Annotated in this window: 17 protein-coding genes and 1 riboswitch; of the genes, 11 read left to right on the top strand and 6 right to left on the bottom strand. The window is 36.4% G+C overall.

The genetic code is table 11. From position 1 onward, the window contains the following. Positions 1 to 2 precede the first annotated feature (2 nt). Together FG27_RS01530 and FG27_RS01525 are read right to left on the bottom strand one after the other, a co-directional pair. Positions 3 to 1,034, bottom strand: a complete 1,032-nt coding sequence (locus tag FG27_RS01530; RefSeq protein ID WP_037314576.1) for an iron ABC transporter permease — start codon at positions 1,032 to 1,034, stop codon at positions 3 to 5. A gap of 217 nt (positions 1,035 to 1,251) precedes the next feature. Beyond that, positions 1,252 to 2,406: an ABC transporter substrate-binding protein gene (locus tag FG27_RS01525; RefSeq protein WP_051935727.1), complete on the bottom strand. Its 1,155-nt coding sequence runs from the start codon at positions 2,404 to 2,406 to the stop codon at positions 1,252 to 1,254. A 186-nt stretch (positions 2,407 to 2,592) separates the two neighbouring features. Next, positions 2,593 to 2,888, top strand: a riboswitch (cobalamin riboswitch). A gap of 32 nt (positions 2,889 to 2,920) precedes the next feature. Here FG27_RS01525 and FG27_RS01520 point away from each other — a divergent pair. Both FG27_RS01520 and FG27_RS01515 read left to right on the top strand, forming a co-directional pair. After that, the gene (locus tag FG27_RS01520) at positions 2,921 to 4,762 is read left to right on the top strand and encodes a TonB-dependent siderophore receptor (RefSeq protein WP_037314573.1); all 1,842 of its coding nucleotides are present in this window, start codon (positions 2,921 to 2,923) and stop codon (positions 4,760 to 4,762) included. 3 nt (positions 4,763 to 4,765) lie between these two features. Next, positions 4,766 to 5,815 (top strand): YncE family protein, encoded by a 1,050-nt coding sequence (locus FG27_RS01515; protein WP_037314570.1) that lies wholly within the window; start codon positions 4,766 to 4,768, stop codon positions 5,813 to 5,815. 89 nt (positions 5,816 to 5,904) lie between these two features. Here the strand turns inward: FG27_RS01515 and FG27_RS01510 are convergent, their stop codons facing one another. After that, positions 5,905 to 7,395, bottom strand: coding sequence for a S41 family peptidase (locus FG27_RS01510; RefSeq protein ID WP_037314567.1), 1,491 nt, complete (start codon positions 7,393 to 7,395; stop codon positions 5,905 to 5,907). 121 nt (positions 7,396 to 7,516) lie between these two features. On the opposite strand from FG27_RS01510, the gene FG27_RS01505 reads away from it, so the two are divergent. From FG27_RS01505 to FG27_RS01485, 5 genes are all read left to right on the top strand, one after another. Further along, on the top strand, positions 7,517 to 8,032 hold the full coding sequence (locus tag FG27_RS01505; RefSeq protein ID WP_037314565.1) for an RNA polymerase sigma factor: 516 nt from the start codon (positions 7,517 to 7,519) through the stop codon (positions 8,030 to 8,032). Beyond that, positions 8,013 to 8,462, top strand: coding sequence for a hypothetical protein (locus tag FG27_RS01500; RefSeq protein WP_156101178.1), 450 nt, complete (start codon positions 8,013 to 8,015; stop codon positions 8,460 to 8,462). Before FG27_RS01505 ends, FG27_RS01500 begins: the two co-directional genes overlap by 20 nt. A gap of 6 nt (positions 8,463 to 8,468) precedes the next feature. Next, positions 8,469 to 8,996 carry a DUF4252 domain-containing protein gene (locus FG27_RS01495; RefSeq protein WP_037314559.1) on the top strand — a complete coding sequence of 176 codons (528 nt, stop codon included), beginning with the start codon at positions 8,469 to 8,471 and terminating at the stop codon, positions 8,994 to 8,996. Positions 8,997 to 9,016: 20 nt separating this feature from the next. Then, positions 9,017 to 9,562 carry a DUF4252 domain-containing protein gene (locus FG27_RS01490; protein WP_037314556.1) on the top strand — a complete coding sequence of 182 codons (546 nt, stop codon included), beginning with the start codon at positions 9,017 to 9,019 and terminating at the stop codon, positions 9,560 to 9,562. 229 nt (positions 9,563 to 9,791) lie between these two features. Continuing rightward, complete coding sequence (locus FG27_RS01485) at positions 9,792 to 10,988, top strand: IS256 family transposase (protein ID WP_037314553.1); 1,197 nt, start codon at positions 9,792 to 9,794, stop codon at positions 10,986 to 10,988. Positions 10,989 to 11,048: 60 nt separating this feature from the next. On the opposite strand, the gene purB is transcribed toward FG27_RS01485, so the two are convergent. Together purB and FG27_RS01475 are read right to left on the bottom strand one after the other, a co-directional pair. Beyond that, positions 11,049 to 12,386, bottom strand: coding sequence for an adenylosuccinate lyase (gene purB, locus FG27_RS01480; RefSeq protein WP_037314550.1), 1,338 nt, complete (start codon positions 12,384 to 12,386; stop codon positions 11,049 to 11,051). 97 nt (positions 12,387 to 12,483) lie between these two features. Further along, complete coding sequence (locus tag FG27_RS01475) at positions 12,484 to 13,173, bottom strand: NAD-dependent deacylase (RefSeq protein WP_037314548.1); 690 nt, start codon at positions 13,171 to 13,173, stop codon at positions 12,484 to 12,486. 210 nt (positions 13,174 to 13,383) lie between these two features. On the opposite strand from FG27_RS01475, the gene FG27_RS01470 reads away from it, so the two are divergent. The 4 genes from FG27_RS01470 to FG27_RS01455 all read left to right on the top strand — a co-directional run bounded on the left by FG27_RS01470 (position 13,384) and on the right by FG27_RS01455 (position 17,981). Beyond that, on the top strand, positions 13,384 to 14,226 hold the full coding sequence (locus FG27_RS01470; protein WP_037314545.1) for a CHRD domain-containing protein: 843 nt from the start codon (positions 13,384 to 13,386) through the stop codon (positions 14,224 to 14,226). Positions 14,227 to 14,652: 426 nt separating this feature from the next. Next, positions 14,653 to 16,620 (top strand): CHRD domain-containing protein, encoded by a 1,968-nt coding sequence (locus FG27_RS19190; RefSeq protein ID WP_197051651.1) that lies wholly within the window; start codon positions 14,653 to 14,655, stop codon positions 16,618 to 16,620. Positions 16,621 to 16,756: 136 nt separating this feature from the next. Then, positions 16,757 to 17,416 (top strand): RNA methyltransferase, encoded by a 660-nt coding sequence (locus FG27_RS01460; protein ID WP_037314543.1) that lies wholly within the window; start codon positions 16,757 to 16,759, stop codon positions 17,414 to 17,416. A 22-nt stretch (positions 17,417 to 17,438) separates the two neighbouring features. Beyond that, a complete protein-coding gene (locus FG27_RS01455; RefSeq protein WP_037314540.1) occupies positions 17,439 to 17,981 on the top strand; it encodes an SRPBCC family protein in 543 nt (180 codons plus the stop codon). Here the strand turns inward: FG27_RS01455 and FG27_RS01450 are convergent. Continuing rightward, a complete protein-coding gene (locus FG27_RS01450) occupies positions 17,978 to 18,733 on the bottom strand; it encodes a carboxypeptidase-like regulatory domain-containing protein (protein WP_037314537.1) in 756 nt (251 codons plus the stop codon). The two genes, FG27_RS01455 and FG27_RS01450, sit on opposite strands and share 4 nt — an antisense overlap. Between the last annotated feature and the right edge of the window lie 20 nt (positions 18,734 to 18,753).

The following is an 18,753-nucleotide window of genomic DNA, read 5'->3' as shown; positions in this document are numbered from 1 at the left end:
CTTCAGAATAAAAATTTACGTTTACGCACCAAAAGCCAAATGACTACGGGTGCACCAATTAACGAAGTTATGGCATTTATGGGTAAAGTGTATTCCTGCCCGGGTATTTGTGCCGCAATATCGCAAATAAGCATCAATGCAGCACCGCCTAAAATAACAGCAGGCACCAGAATACTATGGTTGTTAACGGGAATTACCTGCCTAATTAAATGCGGAACCGCTAAACCAATAAAGGCTATTGGCCCTGCAAAAGCAGTTATACTGCCGGCCAGTAAACTTGTGGCTATTATTATAATAATCCTGTTTTTCTGAATACTTACGCCAAGACTTTTTGCATATTGTTCGCCTAGAAGTAAGGTGTTTAGGTTTTTTATACAGGAAATTGCCAATATAATTCCAACTAACCAGAACATTGAAAGAATCCCCACTTCGTTCCAGGCCAGGTCTCCAAGGCTTCCAAAAGACCAAAATACGTATTGCTGAAGTTGCGCCGCCGGACTAAAATATGAGAGTACGCTCACTACCGCAGCAGTTAAACTCGCGAACATTAAACCAATAATAAGAATTGCCATAGTATCCCTAAGCCTTAGTGATGCCAGCATTACGGCAATGAGAACCAATAAACTCCCCAAACTGGAAGCGATCACCAAACTCCATTTTGATAATAGCATTCCAGCAAAACCGCCACCAAAAACCGAAGCTCCCATAATTACAATAGCTACGCCCAAACTGGCACCGCTACTCAAACCCAAAACATAAGGCCCAGCCAGCGGATTGCGAAATAAAGTTTGCATTAGGAGTCCGCTAATGGCAAGACCTGATCCGGTTATTATTGCGGTGATTGCTTTTGGCAAACGATATTCTACAATGATATAACGCCAGGTCTCTTTGGAAACTTCCAGGTTGAAGATGGAAGCAACAACATCTTTAAATGGAATGCTGACAGACCCTAAACTAATATTTAAAAAGCCAAGAAAGATCACTCCCAGAAATAGGAGTAGAAGGATTATAAAATATTTTCGGGATTGCAGCAAGGCCGGTGATTTATTTCTGTGTAAATATCTGAAATAAAATGAGGAGATAAAATTAAAGAAGAACGATAATGGAATTTTAGTTGATCTCCATTAAGATAATAAGGTTTTATATTTTTTTAAATCTTTAACCCTAATCCTAAATTCAACTGAAACCTCACAACAGATTGTCACGTCCCGCTATCGCAGTTCTCGCAATGACGCGAACACCAAACATACATTATTCCTCTAAAGCCTTAAAAAACCTGTTTTCATATTCAGGAAGCAAGTTGGGGTGAAAAATAGAAACAAGGTCTTTAAGTACTAAATCTGGGCGCTGTGGACCAAGCTCAAAATAAAGTACACCGCCGGTTTCGCCTTTTGTGAGACTTACACTATAAACTTTTTTGTTCTCCACTGCTTCAAATTGCTGGTAATGCGCAGATTCTTCCAAAAGTTGGGAGTAAGTAGTGTATTGTCCAGCACTTATCCAAAAATCGGCATCCTGAGCTTTATCCAGCACATTTTCAAAAGATAGCGCCATACTGCCGTTTCCTTCTGTATCTGCATAGATATAGTTCGCATTCGCGTCTCTTATAAATTGTGCCTGCCAGGAATTGCCATAAGGTAAATACCATTGATCTTTATACATCGCACCGCTTAAGACTTTCGGTGTTTCTTTAGCCGATTTGGCTAATTCTTTCGCTTCAGTATAATCGGTTTCTATTTGATTAAAAATGTTTTCGGCTTCCTCCAATTTGTCATAAAACGCACCGAAGAATTTGATCCATTCCGCTTTTCCTAATGGAGTTTTCTCTGTCCAGTCGCCGTTGTACATCACGGGAATTCCGGTTTTTTGGATGGTTTCAAAGGTTTTATTGTTTCCGTCTATTGCAAAACCAATCACTATATCTGGTTCAAGGTCGATAAGAACTTCGGTATTGATATTTTCATTTTTTCCTAATTCTTTAATTTCTCCTGAATTGATCAATTTCCTGGTTTTTTCCGAAGAAATATAATCGAGTCCGGGAAAGCCTATTAAACTGTTTTCTTCTTTTAAAGCTTCCAAGGCAGGAATATGGGTAGTAGAGGTCACCACCATCTTTTTTACCGGAATTTGTACTTTTTGATCGTACTCTAAATCAGAAGGAATTTGAGCATTTTCTTTTGCCAGGAGATAAGTAAATCCTTCTTTGGCGTCTGGCCAGGGCGTCTCAATTTCCAGAATATAAAAATCTTTGAATTCCCTGATAGTAAAATTATTAGCGTGTTTTAATTCAACTGAATTTTCGGGCTGTACAGAAACGGTATTTTGTTCTTTTTTGTCGTTTTTGCAAGCGCTAAGTACTAGAAGTAAAACTAAAAAATTAAGGGTTTTTATAATCTTTGTTTTCATCTTTTTGTTTTAATGAAATTCAATTAATATGACTTTATCCTAATTTTAAACACCCGAATAAACTGCGGGGCAAGCTCTGAAACAAGTTCAAAATGACGAACATTTTTATATAGAATATTTATTAAAGGAAATTTCAAAAGTAATATTAATTGGAATTTTATAGCTGCAACTGAGATAAATGTTTAATTTCGCATTGAAATTTTTGGTTCGGATGTGAGTTTTTTCACGCCGATTAAAAGGGAATCAGGAGAAGTTATAAGTACGAGATTAGAAATTAGAAGTTTTTTTACTTCATATTTCAAACCTCTACCATCTAACTTTATTAAGCCTGAGCTGTTCCCGCAACTGTAAGCTAAGTTCCAATTTTAGATTGGGATGCTTGTTGTTATCACTTCAAAAACCACTGTGCCTATAGCTATCGGCATGGGAAGGTAAACAACAAGACGCGAGCCAGGAGACCTGCCAGAATATAACCAATAAATTCTTAGACTTTCGGGATAAAAGTCAGGGGCAGATGAAAAAAACGCATTTTTATATCCTAATTTTTGGCTTGCTTTTGAGCGTGCCTACCATTGCTCAAACCGACACGGTTAACGTGCTCGACGAGGTATTTTTGACAGATGTAAAGCTGAAAGATTTCTCTACAGGACAGCAGGTGACTGTGCTTAACGATTCAATTTTAAAGAAAAATGGGGCGCTGCTTACTTCAGCCTTAAATTTCAATACGAATATCTATTTTAAAGAAAATGGCCTGGGGATGGTTTCTTCGCCATCTTTTCGAGGAACTACGGCCTCACAGACTGCAGTTTTGTGGAATGGAATAAATATCAATTCCCAGTTTAACGGTCAAACCGATTTCAATACGCTAAACGCCGGCGGATTTGACAATATTAGTGTTCGTGGTGGGGGTGGAAGCGTTGTATATGGTACCGGCGCGATTGGTGGTACAATTCACTTAAATACCAATCTCGATTTTAGCGGAAAAACAAAGCAGGATTTTTTCTTACAATACGGAAGTTTTAATACGCTGGACGCGCAATATAAAATTAAAACTTCAGGAAAAAAGTGGAGTTTAAGTGTTGCGCTGGCTCGAAATTCATCAGATAATGATTATGAATGGCCGGTGGAAGGCCGGTTTAATGAAAACGGAGAATTTTACAATAATAATCTAAATATTGGCGTGGCTTACCTTTTAAATGAAAAAAATACGCTGAAATTTTTTAGCGAGATCTTTGATGGAGAAAGGCATTTTTCGCTGATTCGCCCTTCAGAAAACCGGACTAAATACCGCGATTTTAACACTCGAAATTTACTGGAATGGGTGAGTGAATTTGGTGATTTTATTTCAGTTGCCAGGTTGGCGCACTTGGATGAAAGTTATCGATATTACGAGAATATAGCTTCCGAAAATTATTCTTTTGGAGAAGCACAAACCTTTATTGGGAAATACGATTTAAAATATTCAGTATCAAATACACTACAGTTTAATTCTATTTTGACCAATACTTATACCGATGGTGCGGGTTCTGGAATTGAGCAAAATACTCGGAATATTTTTTCTACTGCACTTTTAATGAAACATAGGCCGTTTGAGAAATTTCAATATGAATTAGGAATAAGGAAAGAAGCTACCGATAATTATAAGAGTCCGTTGTTGTTCTCAGCCGGGACAAATTATGATTTTTCAGATTTCTATAGTTTAAAGTTAAATGCTTCCAGGAATTTTAGAATTCCTACTTACAATGATCTTTATTGGGCGGGGGCCGGAAATCTTGATTTACGCCCTGAGACTTCTAACCAGGTAGAAATAGGAAATCATTTTCATCATCGGGATTTTAAATTTAACCTAACCGGGTACTATATTCAAATAGATGATATGATACGCTGGTTACCTTCAGAAAATGGCGTTTGGCGCCCCAGGAATGAAGAAAAAGTAGAAACCTATGGTTTAGAAATACTTACCAGCTGGCAAAAAGAAATATTTAAATGGCATGAAATTAGTGCATCAAATACTTATGCCTATACCGTTTCAGAAAATATGAATAACGGCTACCAGCTTATCTATGTGCCGTTTCATAAAGCTACTGGAGCGCTTACCTATTCGTATAAAGATTTAAGCCTGGATTATCAACTCTTATATAATGGCGAAGTTTTTACCCGATCTGATAATAATTCCCGCTATAATATGGATGCTTATTTAGTTTCAAATCTTGGAATTGCCTACGATTTTGGAAATAATAATACCTATAAAGTTGGCGCGCGAGTGCATAATATTTTTGATGAAGCATACCAAAGTGTAGAAGACCGGTGGATGCCCGGCAGAAATTTTAATATATACCTAAACCTTAATTTTTAACCAATGAGAAGAATCAGTAAACTTTTAAGCCTGGCCATTTTAAGTGGCTTGTTTTTAAATTCGTGTAGTAATGATGATGATATTGTAGATCCTGTTGAACCACAACCTGAGGGTACTTATACCGACGGCTTTTTTGTGCTTAATGAAGGAAGCTCTGGCGGAGGTAATGTTAGTTTTGTAAATAATGATCTTCAAAATATTGAACAGGAAATTTTTCAAACAGTTAATAATGGAGAAGATGTTGGACTTTATACGCAATCTATTTTCTTTAATGATGAACATGCTTTTATAATCTCTAATGGCTCTAACCTTATAAGTGTAGTAGATCGCTATACTTTTGAGCTGATTGGAAAAATAGAAAATAACCTGAATATACCAATGTACGGGGCAGTTGAAAATGGAAAAGCTTATGTAACCAATTTAGCTTCTTTTGATACGGATACTGATGATTTTGTGGCGGTAATTAATTTAGAAACTCTAGAAGTGGAAGAAACTATCGTAATGAACGCAACCGCAGAATATATCATGGAGAAAGATGGATTGCTATATGTAAAAAATGCTTCTTACGGAACAGGAAACCAAATAAGCGTTATAAATCCTACCACAAATTCTATTGAAAATACTTATGAAACTAACACCGGATTATCTGATTTTGATGTTCAAGATGGTTTCATTTATGCTTTAAGTACTTCTAAATTGGAGAAAATAGATATAGCTTCTGCTGAAATTGTGAGTTATATAGAATTTGCTGAAGGTAATGCCGGTAAAATGGATATTGAAGACGAAATCATCTATTATACGATAGGATCTGCAGTTTATAGAATAGAAGTAAATGATTTAGAAGCAGCAGAAGATCCTATTTTAGATTATAATGTTGATTCAAGTTATGCAGTTTATGGTTTTGAAGTAGAGGAAGGAAATATTTATATGGCTGAAGCTCACCCTTCCTTTACGGCAAATGGAACTATTAGAGTTTATACTTTGAATGGTGATTTATCAGCAGAATTTGATTCGGGAGGAATTGGCCCAAACGGATTCTACTTTAATGATTAAATAAATGTTTTTCTGTTAAATTGAATTTGCAAAAAAAAGCCCCGTTTCAGGTAAGAAACGGGGCTTTTTCTTTATAAGCTTTTCAAAAATTACTTCTTCATTTCAGAAGCTTTCTTCCTGATTTCTTCAGGAATTTCTTCTATATACATTCTTTGGTAATTAACATCGGTATCTCCACGCTCTCCAATTTTAGTAAATCGTGAATCGTAAGAAACCGCCGGGATAGCCATTCTATTCCCTGTAATATCGGCTAACGCCGCTGCAAGTAGTGTTTCGTCAGGCTCGCCTAAAGGCATTAAATTAAAAATATCTTCTTCCGCTTCAATATCAGGAGTTAAACCTTCTTCAGAATAAGCATCACCATTAGCATTTTGAGCTTCGTAAACCAATGGCTGAATTACATATTTATGGTTTGGGTTCCGGTTTTGTCTGTTAAAATTAGGAGCAGGAGAATCATACAGCGCTACTGCAGCCTGAAACTTACCAACAGTATTTCCCCCAACTTGTACTACATCTATATAAGGAGCAAGACCATTTATTACCAACTCGCTGGCCGAGGCGGTAGAACCTGTGCCAATGATATAAACCTTACTAAGGTTCAGGCTATTGATCATTTCACCTGTTCTGATTTCATCATTAAATCGGTCTACCAATAGATCTTCAGAAAATTGGGACTGTAAAAAATTGTTCCAGGTTTGTTGAGAAAATATTTCTCCTTCAAACTGCCCGGTAATCATACTGGAAAGATCTACCGCACTTTCTACAGAACCACCTCCGTTATATCTAAGGTCTAATACCAATTCGTCTATACCTTCAGCCTTTAATTCTCCAAAAGAAGCATTTAGTTCATCGTCAAAATCCGCTGTAAACCTATTATACATGATGTATCCAATATTTACACCATCTACTTCTATAACCTTAGATAAAAGAACAGGATTTTCGGTGATTTCTATTCTATTTAGCGCTATGATTTTATCGGTATTTCTAATAATATTATCATTAATTTCAGCTACTGTTATTTCATACCCACTTCTTCTTAAAAGAGATTGATAATTATCCAGCGTCATTGCTTCCCTATCAATTTCAGTGAAAAGCATTCCTCTTTCAACGCCTTCATTATCGGCTGGACTTCCGGGTATTACATAACGAACATAAGCGATAACGCCATTATCTCCATATCTTACCAGACCGTAATCCATGCCCGTTGTAGTACTTATCCCACTTTGATTATTTTCTAGAACCGTATAATCATCTAAAATAAAACTGAACCTGTCTTTTGGCGCAGGTACTTTAAGTCCGTTATTAAAAAGATCTTCAGGAGAATTAAAGCTGGCTAACCATTCTTCTTTATCAGCTTCAGAGTCAAAATAATTTTCATTAAATTCTGGTACATCAGCTTCATAGACATACCATATACCCATTGCATTATATAGGTAATTTTCAATTTCCAAATTTGGTGTTTCGCTTGGCTTCTCTCCTCCTGGGGCAACGGGAAATCTTTCATCATCTTCATCTGTAGAGCAGGAGGTGAATATTCCGGTGGTTAAGAATAGAAGTAAAATTAATTTATTAATCTTCATAAGTGTTAAGTTTGTTTTAGATTGCTAAAAATACCCACAATAATTTAAATTCAAAATCCTATTGTAACAAATATTACCGCTAATCGTTTAATAGATAAGAAGGTTATTAAGCCAAGTAAATATGAGACAACAAGCCTTCCTGGAAAAAATAAACCCGGTACGCGATAAAATGTACCGGTTGGCACTGCGACTGCTGGTTTCTAAAGAAGCAGCCGAAGATGCTACCCAGGAAGTGATCCTAAAATTATGGGACAGGAAATATAGTGTCAAGGATTATACCAACATTGAGGCTTTTGCAATGACGAGTACTAAAAACTACTGTTTAGATGAGCTAAAAGCCAAAAAGAATAATAATTTAAGACTTGTTCATCAAAATTATGAAAATAAATCACTTTCGCTTCAAAGGGAACTGGAGTTAAAGGATGAATTACACCATATAGAAATAATTGTAAATGAATTACCAGAGCAACAAAAAATTGTTTTTCAGCTTAGGGATATTGAGCAACTGGAATTTGACGAAATTATTGAAATTACAAAAATGAAACCCACTGCAGTTAGGGTCGCATTATCCAGGGCCCGAAAAAAAATAAGAGAAAAATTAACAAACGAACATAACTATGGACTTACGAGCGGTTAAAGTATTATTGGAACGATATGATGCCGGTAAAACAACATTAGCGCAAGAAGAAGCACTTCGAGATTATTTTAATCATAATGAAGTGCCTCAAGAATTAATGAGTTACCGGTTAATTTTTGGATATGCTGAAAAATCCAGGAGGCAAAAAATGGAAAGGGAAGTACAGCTACCTGGTGATAAAAAGAATGGGAAATATCTTTGGACGGCTATTGCTGCCAGCGTAGTTTTATTATTAGGTCTATTTTTATTTCAGAATGAACCCATAGCTATGCAAGATTCTAATCTTGGCACTATTCAGGATAAAGAAGAAGCATTACAAAAAAGTATGGAAACCTTAAGAATGGTTTCTGAATTAATGAACGAGGGAAAAGAGGACCTGGTTTATTTAAAAGAATTTAATAATACTAAGAATAAATTTTTTAAAAACTGAATAACAATGAAAAAGATAATAATAGTATTTATAATTGGTCTGTTACCAGTAATAACGCAGGCCCAGTCTTTTGCCAAGTATGAGAATATGAGAGATGTTGATGCGATGGTGATGACCAGCAAAATGTTTAAAATGCTTGCCAAAGTTGATTTAAGTGATGATAATCCTGAAGCAAAGGAGTATCTGGAACTTATTGAAAATCTTGATGAAATTAAGATGTTTACAAGTACTAAGGCTTCAGTGAGGAGCGAGATGCAAAAAGATGTTGAAACTTATTTAAATTCAAACTCATTAGATCAACTCATGCGCGTAAAAGAAGAGGGTAAAAACATTAGATTTTATTCAAAAAGCGGAAAAAGTGATAACTATGTGAGTGAGCTTTTTATGTTTATGGAAGGTGAAAAGGAAGGCGAGCCAATTTCAGTCATTCTAAGTATTACCGGGCAAATAGACCTTTCGCATCTTTCTCGTTTAACTTCTGATCTTAAAATACCTGGGGCGGAAGAGCTTAAAAATGTAGAAAAGAAATCTTAGATCAACTTTAAAAAACAAATATGAAAACAATAAAAATTTTAAGTTTAGCGCTTGGAACTCTAGCATTTATATCTTGCGCAAATGAACCAAGTTTGCAGGAGTACTATGTAGAGAATCAGCAGGATAATAAATTTATCGCTTTAGATGTGCCTACAAGTATGTTTACTAATTCTGAGAATCTTGATGAGAAACAGAGGGAAACCTTAGAGAGTGTAAAAAAGATTAATGTCCTGGCATTGCCGGTAAAAGAAAGTAAAGAAGAATATGAATCTGAAAAAGAAAAATTGTCCAGTATTTTAAAGGATGAAAAATACCAGCTTCTAATGAAATATGGATCTAATGATCGTAAAGCAGAGATTTATTTTACCGGTGATGAAGATGCAATTGATGAAATAATTGTTTATGGTTATGACGAAACAAAAGGAGTAGGGGTAGCAAGAGTTTTAGGTGAGGATATGAATCCGCAGAAATTAATGGAATTAATGAAATCTTTGGAAAAAGGCGATCTTGATGTTGAAGGTCTGAAAGGAATTACAGGGATGTTTAAAACCGAAATTGAAGAATAGTTTTTAGTTGTATCTATAAGTGAGGTTGTTTGGAAGATCTTGCGTTACCCTGAACTTGTTTCAGGGGCTACCAGGTTAGAATATGAATAATCCCGAAGCTTCTTGCAGATAAACAAATACTTCCAAACAACCTCTTTTTAAAGGACTATCTCATAAACTGTGTAAATAGAAAAATAACAGGGGTCGCGACCCCTGTTATTTTTTTGTCTAATTTTAAATTTTACACAGTATGAAAAAAGAGGATTTATTTAACGATGAATTTTTAAAGCAGTTCAAAAGTGGAGATGAGCTCAATGGCTTTTTAAAACAACTGCAGAAACGTGGCATTGAAAAAATGCTGGAAGGCGAATTGGATGGTCATTTAGGCTATGACAAGAGCCAAAAGTCCGATAATCCCAATACCCGCAATGGTTTTGGCCAGAAAAAGGTACGCACTTCTTTCGGGGAATCCCAGATCCAGGTCCCCCGAGACCGAAATGCTTCCTTTAATCCGATGATTGTTCCCAAACGGGGCAATATGGTTGATGGTATTGAAAATGTTATCGTATCGCTCTATGCCAAAGGAATGAGCAATAGCGATATCGAAGAACAAATCAGAGAAGTTTATAATTTTGAAGTTTCCACTTCTACCATCTCCAGGATTACCGAGAAGGTCACCGAGGATATCGTGGCCTGGCAGAACCGTCCTTTAGAACCCGTATATCTTATTGTTTGGATGGATGGGATCGTCTTTAAAGTCCGTGAGAACTCCAAGGTGATCAACAAGACAATATACATAGCAGTAGGACTTCGCAGAGATGGGAAGAAAGAAGTATTGGGACTTTGGCTGGGTAAAAATGAATCTGCAGCCTTTTGGATGAGTGTCCTTACCGATATAAAATCTAGGGGAACCGAAGATATCCTTATCACGGCTACTGATAACTTAAACGGGTTTACCGATACCATCAGGAACGTGTTCCCTGAATCCAAAACCCAAATCTGCGTAGTGCATCAAATACGCAACGCCTGCAGGTATGTGGTATGGAAGGACAAAAAAGCCTTTACAGCAGATATGAAGCATATCTACAATGCACCTAACCAGCAAGCTGCTAAAGCTGCCCTGAATGATTTTGCAGAGCTATGGGAAAGTAAATATTCTTATGCTATTAAGAGCTGGAGGGACAACTGGGAAGACCTTACGGTATTCTTTGAGTTCCCCCTGGAAATAAGAAAGATCATTTATACAACGAACCTTATCGAGAACCTCAATGGAAAAATCAGGAAGTACACCAAAAATAAACTGTCTTTCCCTACAGATGAGGCAGTGATGAAATCCGTATATTTGGCTACAAGGGAAGCCACTAAAAAATGGTCAATGCCTATCAGGAACTGGGGCATTATCTTAAATCAGTTCCTTACGATCTATGAAAAAAGGGTCAGACTTTAAAAAAGTCCAACCCCTGTTATTTTAACTTTACACACTTTGCGGGATAGTGTCCTTTTTAAATTAAATCCCCGTATAATTCTGCGGGGTTATTTTTTTAAGTTCTTCTTTAACTTCTTCTGAAATCTCTAAAGTTTCAATGAAATCGGCAATACTCTTTTTATTTATTTTTTCATTGGTTCGGGTAAGACCTTTTAGTGTTTCATAAGGGTTTTTGAACCCTTCACGTCTTAAAATTGTTTGAATTGCTTCGGCAACCACCGCCCAGTTTGCTTCAAGATCGGCATTTAGTTTTTCTTCATTCAGCAGTAATTTATTCAAACCTTTTAAGGTGCTTTTAAATGCGATACTGGTATGGCCCATAGGCACACCTATATTCCTTAAAACCGTACTGTCGGTAAGATCACGTTGTAATCTACTAAGTGGTAATTTAGCCGATAAATGTTCGAAAATAGCATTGGCAATTCCTAAATTACCTTCGCTGTTTTCAAAATCTATAGGATTTACTTTATGTGGCATTGCAGAAGAACCTATTTCTCCTTTTTTAATTTTCTGCTTAAAATAATCCATAGAAACATAGGTCCAGATATCACGATCCAGATCTATTAAAATAGTGTTTATTCGCTTTAAACCATCAAATAAAGCAGCCATATGGTCATAATGCTCAATTTGGGTCGTTGGGAAAGAATGATGTAAGCCCAGTTTCTTCTGAACAAAATTAGTCCCGAATTCCTTCCAATCTATATTTGGGTAAGCCACTTTATGTGCGTTAAAATTTCCTGTGGCACCACCAAATTTAGCAGCATGAGGTACTTTATTTAAAAGATCTAATTGCGACTCTAAACGAGTTATAAAAACTTCTATTTCTTTACCCAGCCTGGTAGGAGAAGCCGGTTGGCCATGCGTTCTTGCAAGTAAAGGAACGTTAGCCCAATCCTGGGAAAGCTGAGTTAATTTTGCAGTAATTTGCTCTATTTCTGGAATATATTCTTCTTCAATAGCATCCCTTAGGCTTAAGGGGACAGCAGTATTATTAATATCCTGAGAAGTAAGTCCAAAATGTATGAATTCTTTATACTCCTCTAAACCTAATTCATCAAACTTGTTTTTTAGTAAATATTCTACAGCCTTGACATCGTGATTGGTGGTTTTTTCAATCTCTTTAACTGCCTGGGCATCTATAGTGGTGAAATTTTCATAGATCGCACGTAAATCACCAAAGACCGAAGAATTTATATTTTTGAGTTGAGGTAGAGGTAACTCACAAAGTGCAATAAAATATTCTACTTCAACTTTTACACGATATCTTATTAAAGCCTCTTCACTAAAATAGGCTGAAAGTTGTTGGGTTTTGGAATGATATCTTCCATCTATAGGTGAAATGGCGGTTAGCGGTGTCATATTCTTGCTTTAAAAATTAAAAGGCGTAAATATACTGCTTCCCGTTAATCTTTAAAACCGCAATGGCATTTCTTTTCACTTATAAACTTTCCGGTTTTTATGCTGAATTTATTAATTCATCAACCAACTTAGGGACTCCTTTTGATGCGGTTTTAGTAATTATACTAAGATTTCCTTTTTCTAAAATATTAGGCTTTGGATCTATAAAATAGATAGGAATTCCTCGAGGTGAAAAATCTAAGAGACCTGCGGCAGGATAAACCTGCATTGATGTTCCTATAATAATAAGTATTTCAGCTTCTGCCACGATCTCCATAGCTTTTTCAAACATAGGTACAGCTTCTCCAAACCAAACCACGTGTGGCCTTAATTGATGATTAAATTCACAAAAGTCACCTAGGTTAATATCCTGTTTCCAATCCATGACAAGATTTTCATTAAAAGTACTCCTGGCTTTTAAAAGCTCACCGTGAAGATGAGTAACCTTATCGCTGCCAGCGCGTTCGTGAAGATCGTCTATATTTTGTGTAATGATTTCTACATCAAATTTTTCGGCAAGCTTTACCAGGGCAAAATGCGCCGCATTTGGTGCAACTGTTAGTAGTTGGCGTCGTCTTTGATTATAAAATTCTAAAACCCGATTTTGATCTTTTTCCCAGCCAATTGGCGAAGCAATCTCCATAACATCGTGGCCTTCCCAAAGCCCATCGGCATCCCTAAATGTTTTTATTCCACTCTCTGCACTTATACCAGCGCCGGTGAGAACTACTACTTTTTTTTTCTTCATTATTAATTGTTATCTCATCTCAATTTGTAATGTAACGTTAATTTAATAAAAATTGAAATGTTAAAATTAAATACGTTGATTTCTGAATTTCAGAAGTTTAAGTTTAAAACCCTGTTAAAGTGTTGATAAAGGCTAAAATAAAACGCAACCTTTTTCTGTTCTATGCATCTCGAAAGAGAATAAAACAATAACCCAAAAATTAAAATTTACATGAAAAAATTAGCATTTGCTTTAATGATGGTCGCAGGATTCACAAGTTGTGATAGCGACGACGATGGAGTAGAAACACCGGAATTTCAAGGAGAGACAAAAGAATACACCTTAAATGAAATTGGTGATTCTGGCGTTAGCGGAACCGTAACTTTTATGGAAAATGAAGATGGTTCTACTACCGTAGAGTTTGATCTTGATGGTACTCCAGAAGATGGAATGCACCCAGCACACATTCACATGGGAACTGCAGCTGAAACTGGTGAAATCGCTGTTTCTTTTGAGCCTATAGATGGTGCAACTGGAACAAGTACTACTGAAGTTTCAACTTTGGATGATGGTACAAGCGTATCTTATGAAGAATTGTTGGATTTTGATGGTTATATCAATGTTCATTTAAGTGCTGAAGAGTTAGCTACTGTTGTAGCTCAAACCGATATTGGCCAAAATGAATTAACCGGAGAATCTACTTCTTATGATCTTGCAAGCGTAGATGTTGACGGAATTATGGGAACAGCTATGTTTGAGGAACGTAACAATGGAGAAACTTTGGTTACCATTATGTTAGATGGAACTCCTGAAGGGGGAGAGCATCCTGCGCATATTCACGTAGGATCTGTTGCAGACGCTCCTGGTGCTATCGCGATCTCTTTAAATTCAGTAGATGGTGATACTGGAATGAGTATGACCAATGTTGCTGCCTTTGATGGTGAAGATGGAGAAATGATCGATTATGATGGTCTTTTAGATTATAATGGCTACCTAAACGTGCACCTTAGTGCAGAAGATTTAGACACTCTTGTAGCTCAGGGAAATGTTGGAGCTAACGCTTCAGAAGAATAGTTTTTGTAAAATATTTCTTTTAATTAAAAGCCCGACTTTGAGTCGGGCTTTTTTATTTTTCCCTTTTTGTCCAATTAATAAATTTAGGTCATTTTTCCCTATTAATTGCGATTATTGCTTTTGGCTCGGCTTAATATTAAATAAATACTCTTTATAGAGACCATTGCATATTTATTTAGCTAGTTTACTGTAGATCAGTATTTTTAAAATTTTAGTATTCTCATTTACCTCTAATAAATTCAATTTATAGAATCTTTCAAATAAATAATTATTTCAGGATTAACATATTTTATGCGTCATTTTAGTAATTCTTAACATCCGTCATAGGATTATGCTTCGTAACTATAAATAGATTAGATAAATGAAAGTGTAAAAAAATTGCACTTTTTTAATTTAAACCTACTAAAAACTAAAAATTTTTAAATTATGAAAAAATTCTTACTTGCTATTTTTATAGCATTACCTTTTATGTTTATGAGTTGCAGCAGCGATGATGATGCTGTAGATCCAGATGGTGGCGGAGATGAATTTGAAGGAGAGACAAAATCCTTTGATTTATTTTCTGTTGCTGATCCTTCAATATCAGGTACTGCCACTTTTATGGAAAATGAAGATAACAGTACTACTGTTGAAATTGAATTGGATGGAACACCAGATGGCGGGATGCACCCGGCACACATTCATTATAACACTGCCGCTGAAGGTGGTGATATTGCACTTTCTTTTGAGCCTGTAGATGGATCTACCGGAATGAGTACTACCACTTTTTCTACCTTAGACGATGGTACAGGTATAACTTATGAGGAAGCCATTAATTTTGATGGATATATTAATGTGCATTTGAGCGCTGATGATCTAGGTACTTTAGTAGCACAGGGAGATATCGGTGAAAATGAGCTTACCGGAGAATCTAAAAACTATATGCTTGAAGAAAAAGATGTAGAAGGAATTTCTGGAAATGTAATGTTTCAGGAAAGAGTAAATGGAGAAGCCCTGGCAACAATTATGTTAGACGGTACTCCGGAGGATGGTGAGCATCCTGCACATATCCATATGGGATCTGTAGCTGAAGCTCCAGGAGATATTGCATTTAGTTTTAATCCTGTAAATGGAGCAACTGGAATGAGTAAAACCAACGTTGCAGCTTTAGATGATGGTACAGCATTTATGTATAACGATGTATTAAGCTACGATGGTTATGTAAATGTACACCTAAGTGCAGATGAACTTGGGACAATAGTTGCCCAAAATGATATAGGAGGAAACGAACTTACTGGTGAAAGCAAATCTTACGATCTTGATGAAAGAGATGTAGAAGGGATTAGCGGAACCGTAATGTTTGAAGAACGTATGAGTGGTGCTGCATTAGCAACCATTAATATAGAAAATACTCCAGAAGATGGAATGCACCCAGCGCACATACATATGGGTTCTTTTACTGAAGGTCCTGGCGATATAGCTTTTACCTTTAACCCTGTTAATGGAGCAACCGGAATGAGTATGACTCAGGTTGAAATGTTAGACGATGATACCGCATTTGGTTACGAAGAAGTATTAAATTATGATGGTTATGTTAACGTTCACCTAAGCGCAGATGAACTTGGTGTTGTAGTAGCACAAGGAGATATCGGGGCTAATGAATTAACCGGTGAGAGCAAAACTTACGAGTTAGGAGAAAAAGATGTTGAAGGGATTAGTGGTTCTGTAATTTTTGAAGAAAGAATGAGTGGAGAGGCGCTTGCAACTATTATGTTAGATGGTACACCAGAAGACGGAATGCACCCAGCTCACATTCATATGGGAACTGCAGCTGAAGGTCCTGGCGATATAGCTTTTACTTTCAATCCAGTTAATGGAGCCACCGGGATGAGCATGACTCACGTAGGAATGCTTGACGATGATACTGAATTTGGTTACGAAGATGTGCTAAATTATGATGGTTATGTAAACGTTCACTTAAGTGCAGACCAACTAGGTGTTATTGTAGCTCAGGGCGATATTGGTCAAAATGAGTTAACCGGAGAATCAGCTTCTTATGATCTTGCAAGTGTAGATGTTGCCGGAATTATGGGAACAGCCATGTTTGAAGAACGTGTAAATGGTGAAACTCTAGTAACTATTATGTTAGATGGAACACCTGATGGTGGAGAACACCCTGCACATATTCACGTAGGATCTATTGCAGATGCTCCTGGTGATATTGCGATCTCTTTAAATTCAGTAGATGGTGATACCGGAATGAGTATGACCAATGTTTCTGCCTTTGATGGTGAAGATGGCGATATGATAGATTATAATGGTCTTTTAGAGTATAATGGTTACCTAAACGTGCACCTTAGTGCAGAAGATTTAGACACTCTCGTAGCTCAGGGAAATGTAGGTTCTAATTCTTAGAATTTAATTCCCAATTACATTATTAATTGAAAACCCGGTCTCGAAAAGGCCGGGTTTTTATTTTTAATCAGGAAAAATTTCCAAATATTTCTTCTGAAAACGCCCGACTTCCTGTCGGGTTTTTTAATTTTAGCCCATGCAAAAAATAGATATTATTACTCATCTTGAGACTTTTCTAAAACCACGCCGCATTGCTTTATTCGATAAAGTAATCGCTGAACGTACAAATCATTTCACCGTGGCCACACAAGATGTATATCAGTTGCATAACACCAGTGCGGTGATAAGGAGTTGTGAAGTTTTTGGAATTCAAAATATACACGTGGTTGAAGAGCGCAAACCAAAACGAATAGACCGGGAGATTGCTATGGGTGCTCAAAAATGGGTAGATGTAAATCGATACTCAACTTCAAAGGAGTGTATAGAAACATTACGCAATAAAGGTTACCAGATTGTGGCAACCACTCCTTACGGTGAAAGTACAAATCTTGAAGATTTCGATATTAAAAAACCTTCCGTTATTTTCTTCGGAACCGAAAAGGACGGTTTAAGCGATGAAATATTGGAGGAAGCAGATTGCAGATTGAAAATCCCTATGTTTGGTTTTACTGAAAGTCTTAATATTTCAGTTTCAGCAGCTATTATTTTGCAATCTATTACTTCAAACTTAAGAAGCAGTGAAATTCCCTGGTATCTTTCTGAAAATGAGAAACTAGATCTGAAATATGAATGGCTGAAAAAGTGTATTAAAAATTCAGATTCAATAATATCACAATACAATTTAGAAAATCCTTAAATTAGTGGAATAATTTGCTCGAATGACCCTCTTTTTCTACCTGCTTATAGCTTTTATTACTTTCATTGCTTTTTTACACGCCTGGGCGAAGAAGCGATATGATATAAGTCGAACCATGGTGATTAATTCTCCCCGTGATGTTGTATTTAGTAATGTAAGGCAATTGAAAAAACATCCGTTGTGGGTGCCCTGGTTTTCAAAATATCCGGGTGCAATCTTAAAATTTAAGGGAGATGATGGGCAACCTGGTGCAGCTATATACTGGAAATCTAAAAATAATGAAATAGGGGAGGGAACGCAGAAGATTATAAAAGTGAAACATCCAAGAGTTTTTGAAACCAGGGTGTTATTTGTAAAGCCAATTAAGGTGAGTTTATTAACTTATTTTGCTGTGAAGGAGCTGGAACCTGGTAAATCTAAAGTAGTATGGGGAATTAGGGGAAGTTTACCTTGTCCATTATCTGTAATTAGCCTTTTCTACAGTCCAGATAAATTAATGGGTCAAGATCTTGAGAAAGGGCTTACTAAATTAAAAACCAGGATGGAGAAATCAATAAAGATCTAATCCCGTTGTAAAACTCGATATTCTTCATAACATCCACTTAACGCATCCAGTATTTGAAGATCGTTAGCCGATCTTAAAAAATCTTTCGAGTAATTGCAACGTTGCAAAATTTCGTCAATCTCTACTTTATTTACAGGAAGTAGTGCTATAAGCGTTTCTCTGTCAAATTTATTTCTAAGAAGTGTTCTTATTTCATCATCTTCCTTCATCTTCCTTAACTTTCGCATTTGTTGTGGCTTTTTACCAAAAATGTTATTCATTAGGTCTGCAGGATTGAAAATGGCTCCCAGGGTACGGGAAACAGCACTGGCAGAATTGTCCTCGCCTTCATAACCAGAATTTAATCCAGAAATGCTGTAACGTGTATTTTCATAAATAGGAATATTTCTAGCGTCAATCTCTAAATAGCCAGTAAGTGTAACCGGTTTTAAAACTACTTCTTCTAAAGCAATTCCCAACTCGGTCATTTTTACCTTTACATTTCCAAATTTAAGCCAGTCGTTTGTTACTCTCACTTTTATGGGTCTAAAGCCTAGATAAGAGAAATAAAGAGTATCATTAACAGTGGCCTGTAACTCAAAAGTTCCATCTTCCTGGCTAACGGCACCTTTAACCTGGTTGAGGTTAACGATATGAACCTTTTCAATAGGTTTGTCATCGGCGGCGTTCATAACGGTTCCCGATACCACATCCTGTGAAAATGCCTGAATAGTAAAAAAAAGTAGTAAAAGGGTAAAAAGGGATTTCTTCATAACAATTGGCGCCTAAATTA

The sequence above is a fragment of the Salegentibacter sp. Hel_I_6 genome, from assembly GCF_000745315.1.
Classification (GTDB): Bacteria; Bacteroidota; Bacteroidia; order Flavobacteriales; family Flavobacteriaceae; genus Salegentibacter.
The sequence above is the reverse complement of the archived record's forward strand: the minus strand, read 5'-3'. Positions and strand labels throughout refer to the sequence as shown.

Bases quoted from the DNA above. Each gene is read 5' to 3' on its own strand.
- FG27_RS01490 (WP_037314556.1), top strand. From the start codon at position 9,017: ATGAAAACAATAAAAATTTTAAGTTTAGCGCTTGGAACTCTAGCATTT.
- FG27_RS01525 (WP_051935727.1), bottom strand. From the start codon at position 2,406: ATGAAAACAAAGATTATAAAAACCCTTAATTTTTTAGTTTTACTTCTA.
- FG27_RS01485 (WP_037314553.1), top strand. From the start codon at position 9,792: ATGAAAAAAGAGGATTTATTTAACGATGAATTTTTAAAGCAGTTCAAA.
- FG27_RS01510 (WP_037314567.1), bottom strand. From the start codon at position 7,395: ATGAAGATTAATAAATTAATTTTACTTCTATTCTTAACCACCGGAATA.
- FG27_RS19190 (WP_197051651.1), top strand. From the start codon at position 14,653: ATGAAAAAATTCTTACTTGCTATTTTTATAGCATTACCTTTTATGTTT.
- FG27_RS01505 (WP_037314565.1), top strand. From the start codon at position 7,517: ATGAGACAACAAGCCTTCCTGGAAAAAATAAACCCGGTACGCGATAAA.
- FG27_RS01455 (WP_037314540.1), top strand. From the start codon at position 17,439: ATGACCCTCTTTTTCTACCTGCTTATAGCTTTTATTACTTTCATTGCT.
- FG27_RS01450 (WP_037314537.1), bottom strand. From the start codon at position 18,733: ATGAAGAAATCCCTTTTTACCCTTTTACTACTTTTTTTTACTATTCAG.
- FG27_RS01500 (WP_156101178.1), top strand. From the start codon at position 8,013: ATGGACTTACGAGCGGTTAAAGTATTATTGGAACGATATGATGCCGGT.
- FG27_RS01460 (WP_037314543.1), top strand. From the start codon at position 16,757: ATGCAAAAAATAGATATTATTACTCATCTTGAGACTTTTCTAAAACCA.
- purB (WP_037314550.1), bottom strand. From the start codon at position 12,386: ATGACACCGCTAACCGCCATTTCACCTATAGATGGAAGATATCATTCC.
- FG27_RS01520 (WP_037314573.1), top strand. From the start codon at position 2,921: ATGAAAAAAACGCATTTTTATATCCTAATTTTTGGCTTGCTTTTGAGC.
- FG27_RS01475 (WP_037314548.1), bottom strand. From the start codon at position 13,173: ATGAAGAAAAAAAAAGTAGTAGTTCTCACCGGCGCTGGTATAAGTGCA.
- FG27_RS01470 (WP_037314545.1), top strand. From the start codon at position 13,384: ATGAAAAAATTAGCATTTGCTTTAATGATGGTCGCAGGATTCACAAGT.
- FG27_RS01495 (WP_037314559.1), top strand. From the start codon at position 8,469: ATGAAAAAGATAATAATAGTATTTATAATTGGTCTGTTACCAGTAATA.
- FG27_RS01515 (WP_037314570.1), top strand. From the start codon at position 4,766: ATGAGAAGAATCAGTAAACTTTTAAGCCTGGCCATTTTAAGTGGCTTG.